The 10,195-nt window shown below is 74.2% G+C and carries 2 protein-coding genes; both read left to right on the forward strand.

Annotated elements, in window-relative coordinates; translation table 11 throughout:
• The first annotated feature begins 29 nt into the window (after positions 1-29).
• A complete protein-coding gene (locus AB0I16_RS35460; protein ID WP_363253805.1) occupies positions 30-8,600 on the forward strand; it encodes a type I polyketide synthase in 8,571 nt (2,856 codons plus the stop codon).
• Positions 8,601-8,677: 77 nt separating this feature from the next.
• The coding region (locus AB0I16_RS35465) for a beta-ketoacyl synthase N-terminal-like domain-containing protein (protein ID WP_363253806.1) at positions 8,678-10,195 on the forward strand (1,518 nt) is incomplete at its 3' end.

Genomic DNA, 10,195 nt, shown 5'->3' on the forward strand with positions numbered 1-10,195 from the left:
AGCCGGCGGGCGACGGCCTGGTGCCGTGGGTGCTCTCGGCACGCAGCGCCGAGGCGCTGCGCGAACAGGCGGCGCGCCTCAAGTCCTTCGCCGACATGGCTCACGAGCTGACCGTGGCCGACGTGGGCCGCGCGCTGGTGTCCTCGCGGGCACTGCTCGAACACCGAGCGGTCGTGGTCGCCGGCGAACGGCCGGAGTTCCTTGCCGCGCTGGAGGCCGTGGCCGAGGACCGGGCGACCGGTGCCGTGGTCACGGGGACGGTCGGGGAGCCCGGCCGACTGGCCTTCCTGTTCTCGGGGCAGGGTTCGCAGCGGCTCGGCATGGGCCGCGAACTGGCCGAGCGGTACGAGGTGTTCGCGGACGCCCTGAACGTCGTACTCGACGAGTTCGACCCGCGCGTACGTGCGGTGCTGTTCGGCGAGGACGCCGACGCGGTGAACGAGACCGGGGTGACGCAGCCGGCGCTGTTCGCGGTCGAGGTGGCGCTGTTCCGGCTCCTTGAGTCGTGGGGCGTCCGCCCCGACGTGCTTGCCGGTCACTCGATCGGCGAGCTGGCCGCCGCGCACGTGGCCGGCGTCTGGTCGCTGGCGGACGCCGTGAAGGTGGTGTCGGCGCGTGGTGCGCTGATGCAGGCGCTGCCCGCGGGCGGTGCGATGGTCGCGATCCAGGCGACCGAGGCCGAAGTTAGCCCGGAGCTGCCGGAGACCGTGGGCATCGCCGCCGTCAACGGCCCCACCTCAGTGGTCATCTCCGGTGCAGCCGCCGATGTCGACGCGGTCGCGGAGAAGTGGCGGGAGGCAGGCCGCAAGGTGACCCGGCTCCGCGTGAGCCACGCCTTCCACTCGCCGCTGATGGAGCCGATGCTCGACGACTTCCGGCAGGTACTGGAGGGTGTCTCCCACGAGGCGCCGACGGTCCCGATCGTGTCGACGCTGACCGGCGTCCGGGCGAGCGCCGAGGAACTGACCTCTCCCGAGTACTGGGTGCGGCACGTGCGCGAGGCCGTACGGTTCGCCGACGCCGTCGGCACGCTCACGGACGAGGGCGTGGGCACGTTCGTCGAGGTCGGACCTGGCGGCACGCTGGCCGCGCTGGGCCGGGAATCCGCGCCGGACGCGGTCTTCGTGCCGGTGCTGCGCGGCGACCGCCCGGAGGCCATGGCGGCCACGACCGCCGCGGGTCACCTGCACGTGCGCGGCGTCCGGGTGGACTGGGAGGCGTTCTTCGCCGGCCACAGCACCCGGCACGTGGACCTGCCCACGTACGCCTTCCAGCGTGAACGCTTCTGGCCCGACGTGCTGGCCGCGATCGGTGACGTCTCGGCGGTCGGGCTCGGTTCGGCGGAGCATCCGCTCCTCGGCGCGGCCGTCACGGTGGGCGGCACCGATGGTGTGCTGCTCACCGGCCGGCTGTCGCTCCAGACGCACCCGTGGCTCGCCGACTCCCTCGTACGGGGTTCGGTGCTGCTGCCCGGTGCCGCGTTCGTGGAGCTCGCGGTGCGCGCGGGCGACCAGGTGGGCTGCGATCTGGTCGAGGAGCTGACGCTTGAGGCCCCGCTCGTCCTGCCCGAGAACGGTTCGGTGCGGGTCCAGGTGTGGGTCGGCGCCGAGGACCCCTCCGGCCGCCGTGAGCTGACCTTCCACTCCAGCGCGGGTGACACCGACGACGGCCGTACGTGGACACGCCACGCCACCGGCGTACTGCGCGAGGGCGGGGCCTCCGGTGGCTCTTCGCTGGTCGCGTGGCCGCCCACGGGCGCGGAGGCAGTGGACCTGGACGGTTTCTACGCCCGCATGGCCGACGGAGGCTTCGGCTACGGCCCGCTGTTCCAAGGGCTGCGGTCGGCCTGGCGCAGGGGCGAGGAGGTGTTCGCCGAGGTCGCGCTGCCGGACGGCGTACGCGTGGACGGCTTCGCCCTGCACCCGGCGCTGCTCGACGCGGCCTTGCACGCGATCGGCCTCGCCGACGGCGAAGGCGACTCCGGCGGCCTGCCGTTCTCGTGGTCGGGTGTGCGGCTGCACGCGTCGGGCGCGACGGCGCTGCGGGTGCGGTTGGCGCCCGTCGGCACCGATGGCGTCGCGCTGACCGTCGCGGACGGTTCCGGCGCCCCGGTGGCCACGGTCGACTCGCTGGTGCTGCGCCCCATGACGGCGAAGCCGTCGCGGCAGGACGGGGGGCCGCTGTTCGGCGTCGACTGGGTGCAGGCGGCTCCCGCGGCCGGCGATGTGCCGACGGCCGAGTGGACCGACCTGGCGGCTCTGGCGGACATCCCGGAACTGCCTGACTTCGTCGTCCTGCCGTGCCCGGTCACTGCTGCCTCTGACGTGATCGCCGGCGCGCACGAGGCGGCACACTGGGCGCTGAACGCGGTGCGGACCTGGCTGGCGGATGAGCGGTTCGCGGCGTCGCGCCTGGTCGTCGCCACCAGCGGGGCGATCGCCGCTACGGCCGACGATGACGTACGAGACCTCGCGCAGGCGGCGGTATGGGGCCTGGTGCGCTCTGCCCAGTCGGAGAACCCCGACCGGTTCGTACTGGTCGACCTCGATGGGGACACGGCGTCGGTGGATGCCCTGCCGTCCGCGCTGGCCACGGGCGAGCCGCAGTTGACGGTCCGGTCCGGTGACATACGCGCGCCCCGCCTGGCGAGGGTCCGGACGCTCGACGCGGACGCCCCGGGCTTCGAGTTCGGTGACGGTGCCGTGCTGGTCACGGGTGCGACGGGGACGCTCGGCGGTCTCGTCGCCCGGCACTTGGTCGCTGAACGGGGTGTGCGGGACCTGCTGCTGGTGAGCGGGCGCGGTGCTGCTGCCGAGGGCGCCGAGGCTCTGCGCAAGGACTTGGTCGCGTCGGGCGCCGAGGTGACCTTCGCAGCCTGTGACGTGGCCGACCGCGAGGCCCTGAGGGATCTGCTGTCCGAGCACCAGGTGTCGGCGGTCGTCCACACCGCGGGCGTACCGGACGACGGCACGGCCGGCTCCCCGACCGCCGAGCGGACCGACATCGGCACCGCCTTCCCGCACCGGGCCGCCGCGGCCTGGAACCTGCACGAACTGACCCGCGCCCTGGACCCCGGCCTGTCCGCCTTCGTGCTGTTCTCCTCGGCGGCGGGCACGCTCGGCGACCCCGCGCGGGGCGACCGCGCGGCGGCCGCCGCGTTCCTCGACGCGCTCGCCCAGCACCGCCACGCCACCGGCCTGCCCGCCACGTCGCTGGCGTGGGGCCCCTGGGCGGAGGCGGACGTACCGTCGATGACCCGGACCGGTGTGACCCCGCTCGGGGCGGCCGAAGGCCTGGCACTGTTCGACGCGGCGGGGGCCGCGGGGCGTGCCGCGCTCGTACCGGTCGCCCTGGACCTGCCGGTGCTGCACCGCCAGGCGCGCTCCCAGCCCGTACCGCACGTACTGCGCGGCCTGGTGCGGGGGACCGCGCGCAGGACGGCGGAGCCGGGGGCCGCGGGGTCCGCGTTGGCGCAGTCCCTCGCGGGGCTGAGCGCGGCGGAGCGGGAGAAGGCCCTCCTGGACCTGGTGCTCGGTCATGTGGCCGCGGTGCTCGGCCACGGCTCGGCGCAGGCCGTCGTACCGGAGCGCGCGTTCAAGGAGCTCGGGTTCGACTCGCTGACCGCTGTCGAGTTCCGTGACCGGCTGAACGCGGCCACCGAGCTGCGGCTGCCCGCCACGCTGGTCTTCGACTACCCGACGCCCGCCGCGCTCGTCGCGCACCTCGTCGCCGAACTCGCGGGTGAGCCGGTGGCCGAGGCGCGCGGCCGCAAGACCGTCGCCGTGGCGGACGAGCCGATCGCGATCGTCGGCATGAGCTGCCGCTACCCCGGCGGGGTCGACTCGCCCGAGGACCTGTGGCGCCTCGTCTCTGACGGCACGGACGCCATCAGCGAGTTCCCCGCCAACCGCGGCTGGGACCTCGACGCGATCTACCACCCGGACCCCGACCACCTGGGCACCGCCTACACCCGCCAGGGCGGCTTCCTGCACGACGCCGACCTGTTCGACCCGGCGTTCTTCGGCATCTCGCCCCGCGAGGCGCTGGCCATGGACCCGCAGCACCGGCTGCTCCTGGAGACCACGTGGGAGGCGTTCGAGCGGGCCGGGATCGACCCGAACTCGGTGCGGGGGCGCGACATCGGCGTCTACGCCGGCACCAGCATCCAGGACTACGCCTCGCTGCTCGGGGCGAGTGAGGAAAGCGTCGAGGGTTACGTCGGTACGGGCAACGCGGCGAGCGTCACGTCCGGCCGCCTGTCCTACACGTTCGGCCTTGAGGGCCCCGCGGTGACCGTCGACACGGCGTGCTCGTCGTCGCTGGTGGCCCTGCACCTGGCCGTGCAGGCGGTGCGGTCGGGCGAGTGCTCGATGGCGCTGGCCGGCGGTGTCGCGGTGATGACGACGCCGGGCGCGTTCCTGGACTTCAGCAGGCAGCGTGGACTGTCCGCCGACGGACGGTGCAGGCCGTTCTCTTCGGACGCCGACGGCACCGGCTGGGGCGAGGGCGTCGGCATGCTCGTCCTCGAACGGCTGTCCGACGCCCGGCGGAACGGGCGCCGCGTGCTCGCCGTCGTCCGTGGCTCGGCGGTGAACCAGGACGGCGCGTCCAACGGCCTGACCGCGCCCAACGGCCCCTCCCAGCAGCGCGTCATCCGCCAGGCCCTGGCGAGCGCAGGACTGGAGTCGGCCGACGTGGACGCCATGGAGGCGCACGGCACGGGCACGAAGCTGGGCGACCCGATCGAGGCGCAGGCACTCCTCGCCACCTACGGCCAGGACCGCCCCGCCGACCAGCCGCTCTGGCTCGGCTCGCTGAAGTCGAACATCGGCCACACCCAGGGCGCGGCCGGCGTCGGCGGCGTCATCAAGATGGTCATGGCGATGCGGCACGGTGTGCTGCCGAAGACCCTGCACGTCGCCGAGCCGACCCCGGAGGTCGACTGGTCGGCCGGGGACATCGAACTCCTCACCGAGGCCCGCCCCTGGCCGGAGACCGACCGGCCGCGCCGGTTCGCCGTGTCGTCCTTCGGGTTCAGCGGCACGAACGCGCACGCCATCATCGAGCAGGCCCCGGACATCGAGTCGGCCACCGGGCCGACCACCGAACCGGCCACCGAACCGGCCACCGAACCGGCCACCGAACCGGCCACCGCCGGGGAGACCGTACGAAAGGCCGCCCAGGACGCGACCGCGCAGGAAACCGCCGTGCTGCCGCTGCTCGTCTCGGCCCGCGGTGACGACGCGCTGCGGGCGCAGGCCGAGCGGCTGCGCGCCCACCTCACGACGCATCCGGAGCTCGACCTGCTCGACGTCGCCGCCACGCTCGCGGACACGCGGGCCGCCCTCGACCACCGGGCGGTCGTCGTCGGCAAGGACCGCGCCGGGATGCTCTCGGCCCTCACCGCGCTCGCCGAGGGGCGGACCGCGAACGGCCTCGTCTCCGGAGTCGCGGCGGGGCACCGGACGGCGTTCCTGTTCTCCGGCCAGGGCGCGCAGCGGCTCGGGATGGGGCGCGAACTGTACGACCGCTTCCCGGTGTTCGCCGACGCGCTCGACGAAGTCTGCGCCCACCTGGACGCCCGTCTGAAGGACGGATCGGAGGCGGACCGCGTTCGGCCGCTGCGGGACCTGCTCTTCGGCGACGACGCCGAGGCGCTCAACCGGACCGTGGTGACCCAGCCCGCGCTGTTCGCGGTGGAGGTGGCGCTGTTCCGACTCCTCGAATCCTGGGGTGTGCGACCCGAGACGCTGGCGGGCCACTCGATCGGCGAGCTGGCCGCGGCCCACGTGGCCGGCGTCTGGTCACTGGCCGACGCCGCCGCGGTGGTGGCGGGCCGGGGCCGCCTCATGCAGGCACTGCCCGAGGGCGGCGCGATGTTCGCCGTCCAGGCGACCGAGGCCGAAATCCTGCCGGAGCTGACCGACACCGTCGGCATCGCCGCCGTGAACGGCCCCACCTCGGTGGTCGTCTCCGGTGTCGCCGCCGACGCCGAGGCCATCGCCGAACGCCTGCGTGCGAGGGGACGGAAGGTGACACGGCTGCGCGTCAGCCACGCCTTCCACTCACCGCTCATGGAACCGATGCTCGACGACTTCCGCCGCGTGCTCGAAGGGGTCTCCTACGAGGCGCCGAAGATCCCCGTCGTGTCCACCCTGACCGGCGCCCGCGCCACCGCCGACGAGCTCGCGTCCCCGGAGTACTGGGTGCGGCACGTACGGGAGTCGGTGCGGTTCGCCGACGCGGTCGGCACCCTGCGCGAACAGGGCGTGGACGCCTTCCTGGAGATCGGGCCGCGCGGAGTGCTCACCGCGCTGGGCCAGGAGAGCGCGCCCGACGCCGCCTTCGTGCCCGCCCTGCGCGGCGACCGGTCCGAGACCCTCGAACTGGTCACGGCCGCGGCCAGGCTGCACGTGCTCGGGGCCGGCGTCGACTGGTCCGCGCTGACCGCCGGCGGCACCCACATCGACCTGCCCACCTACGCCTTCCAGCGGCAGCGGTTCTGGCCCACCCTGGCCGAGACCCCCGCCGGCGACGTCTCCGGAGCCGTCGACGCGCGATTCTGGGCGGCCGTGGCCGACGGCGACCTCGGTGAGCTGGCGGACGAACTGGCCGTCTCCCTCGACGAGCCGATCAGCGCCGTGCTGCCCCGCCTCTCGTCGTGGCGGCGGGAACAGGCCGCGAACTCCGCGGTCGACGGCCTGCGCTACCGCGTCACCTGGCAGCCGGTGAGCGAACCCACCGCGGCGCTCACGGGCACCTGGCTCGTGGTCAGCAGGGACGGCGCCGACGAGGAAGCCGTCACGGCCGCGCTGGGCAGGCACGGGGCGCGCGTGGTCCCCGTACGGACCGGCGAAGCGGTGGACCGCGAAGCCCTCGCGGCCCGGATGACGACCGGCGAGCCCGTCGCGGGCGTACTGTCGCTGTTCGCCCTCGACGCGGAACTGCCCTCCGGCGGCCTGTACGCGACCCTCGCCCTCGTCCAGGCACTCAGCGACATCGGCCTCGCCGCCCCGCTGTGGTGCGCGACGCGCGGCGGAGTCGCCGTCGGCGGCTCCGACACCCCCGCCGACCCCGGCCAGGCGATGGTGTGGGGACTCGGCAGGGTCGTCGCACTGGAACACCCCGAACGCTGGGGCGGCCTCGTCGACCTGCCCGCCACCCTGGACGAACGCGCCGGCGCACGCCTCGCGGGCGTCCTGGCCGGCACCCAGGGCGAGGACCAGGCCGCGCTCCGCTCCGGCGGGGTGTACGGCCGCCGCCTCACACCGGTGACCTCCGCACGCCTCGGCGACTGGGACCCCACCGGCACCGTCCTCGTCACCGGCGGCACCGGCTCGCTCGGCGGGCACGTCGCCAAGTGGCTGGTGGCCAAGGGCGCCGAGCACCTGCTCCTGACCAGCAGGCGCGGCCTTGAGGCCGACGGTGCGAAGGAACTGCACGCCGAACTGACCGATCTCGGCGCCCGCGTCACCATCGCGGCCTGCGACGTCGCCGACCGCGACGCCCTCGCCGAGCTGCTGGCCTCCGTCCCCGAGGAGTTCCCGCTCACCGCGGTCGTGCACGCGGCGGGCACCCTGGACGACGGCGTACTGTCCGCGCTCACCCCGGAGCGGCTCGACGCCGTGCTGCGGCCGAAGGCCGTCGCCGCGGCCAACCTCGACGAGCTGACGCGGGACCTGGACCTCTCGGCGTTCGTCATGTTCTCCTCCGTGTCCGGCACGTTCGGCGCGGCGGCCCAGGGCAACTACGCGCCCGCCAACGCCTTCCTCGACGCCCTCGCCGAACAGCGGGTGGCCGCGGGGCTGCCCGCCACCGCGGTCGCGTGGGGACCCTGGGGCGGCGGCGGCATGGCCGACGGACAGCTCGGCGAACAGCTGCGCCGCCGCGGCCTCGCCCCGCTCGAACCCGAGCAGGCCGTCGCCGCGCTGGACCGGGCCGTCCGCCAGGGCGACCCGACCGCGCTGGTGGCCGACGTCGACTGGAGCGTGTTCGCGCCGGCCTTCACCTCGGTGCGGCCGAGCCCGCTCCTGAAGGACCTGCCCGGCGTCCGGCAGGCCCAGGGCACCGCCGAGGCACCGGCACCCGCCGACATGGTGGCCGAACTCACCGCGCTCTCCGGGGAGGAGCGCGAACGCGCCGCCCTCGACATGGTGCGGGAGGCGGCGGCCGCCGTCCTCGGACACGAGGGCACCAAGCTGGTCGAACCCGGCCGCCCCTTCCAGGAGCTGGGCTTCGACTCGCTCACCGCCGTCGAGTTCCGCAACCTCCTCAACGCCACCACCGGACTGAGCCTCCCCGCCACCCTCGTCTTCGACTTCCCCACGCCGTCCGCGCTCGCCGCGCACGTGCTGGAGGGCCTGCCGGGAGGCGGCACCCCGACCATCGACGCCGAACTGGACCGACTCGAATCCACCCTGTCCCTCCTCACACCGGACGACGAGCGGAGCGCGGCCGTCGGAGAACGGCTCCGCGCACTGCTGTCCATGTGGGACGAGACGCACAACCGCACAGAACCCGCCGAGTCCAAGACGGACGCGCGTACCGCGTCGGCGGATGAGCTGCTCGCGCTGCTCGACGAACAACTTGGCAACTCCTGAGCACGAACCGCTCACGCTGCTCGACGAACAACTCGGTAGGCACAGAGCCGATGAACTCACCTGAAGGGTCCCAAGACATGTCCAACGAGGAGAAGTACCTCGACTACCTCCGCCGAGCCTCCGTGGACCTCCAGGAGGCGCGCGGCAAGCTGCGCGAGGCCGAGGAGCGCGAGGTCGAGCCGATCGCGATCGTCGGCATGAGCTGCCGGTTCCCCGGGGGCGTGCGATCCCCGGAGGACCTGTGGCGACTCCTGCGGGACGGCGAGGACGCCGTATCGGAGTTCCCCACCGACCGCGGCTGGGACCTGGAAGCACTCTTCGACGACGACCCCGACCGGCAGGGGACCTGCTACACCCGCGAGGGCGCCTTCGTCCACGACGCACCGGACTTCGACCCGGCGTTCTTCAACATCTCGCCCCGCGAGGCCGCCGCGATGGACCCGCAGCAGCGGCTGCTCCTCGAAACCTCCTGGGAGGCATTCGAGCGTGCGGGCATCGACCCGCACACGCTGCGCGGCAGCCGGTCGGGCGTGTTCGTCGGCACCAACGGCCAGGACTACCTGGCCCGCCTCCTGACCGGCGCGCCCGAGGGGTACGAGGGCTTCCTCGGCACCGGGAACGCGGCGAGCATCATCTCCGGCCGGCTGTCCTACACCTTCGGCTTCGAGGGCCCCGCGCTGACCATCGACACCGCCTGCTCGTCGTCCCTGGTCGCCATGCACCTCGCGGTGCACGCGCTGCGGCACGGCGAGTGCCCGATCGCCCTCGCGGGCGGCGTCACCGTCATGTCGACGCCCGGCGTCTTCATCGACTTCAGCCGGCAGCGCGGCCTCGCGGCGGACGGCCGCGTCAAGGCGTTCGCCGACGCCGCCGACGGCACCGGCTGGGGCGAGGGCGTCGGCCTGCTCGTGCTGGAACGCCTCTCGGACGCCCAGCGGAACGGGCACCCCGTCCTCGCCGTCATCCGCGGTTCGGCGGTGAACCAGGACGGCGCGTCCAACGGCCTGACCGCGCCCAACGGCCCCTCCCAGCAGCGCGTCATCCGCCAGGCCCTGGCCGGCGCACGGCTCACCGCGGCACAGGTGGACGCGGTCGAGGCCCACGGCACGGGCACGAAGCTCGGCGACCCCATCGAAGCCCAGGCCCTCCTCACGGCCTACGGCCAGGACCGCCCCGCCGACCGGCCCCTGTGGCTCGGCTCGGTGAAGTCCAACATCGGGCACACCCAGGCCGCCGCCGGTGTCGCGGGCGTCATCAAGATGGTGATGGCGATGCGGCACGGCGTGCTGCCCAAGACGCTCCACGTCGACCGGCCGACCTCGCACGTGGACTGGTCGGCGGGCGCCGTCCAGCTGCTGACGGAGGCCCGCCCCTGGCCGGAGACCGGCCAGCCGTGGCGCGCGGGTGTGTCGTCGTTCGGCGTGAGCGGTACGAACGCCCACGTCATCGTCGAGCAGGCCCCCACCGCAGGGCAGACCGAACCCGAAGCCGCCCCCGGGGAGCCGGCGGGCGACGGCCTGGTGCCGTGGGTGCTCTCGGCACGCAGCGCCGAGGCGCTGCGCGAACAGGCGGCGCGCCTCAAGTCCTTCGCCGAC

This window comes from Streptomyces sp. NPDC050703 (genome assembly GCF_040654435.1).
Classification (GTDB): domain Bacteria; phylum Actinomycetota; class Actinomycetes; order Streptomycetales; family Streptomycetaceae; genus Streptomyces.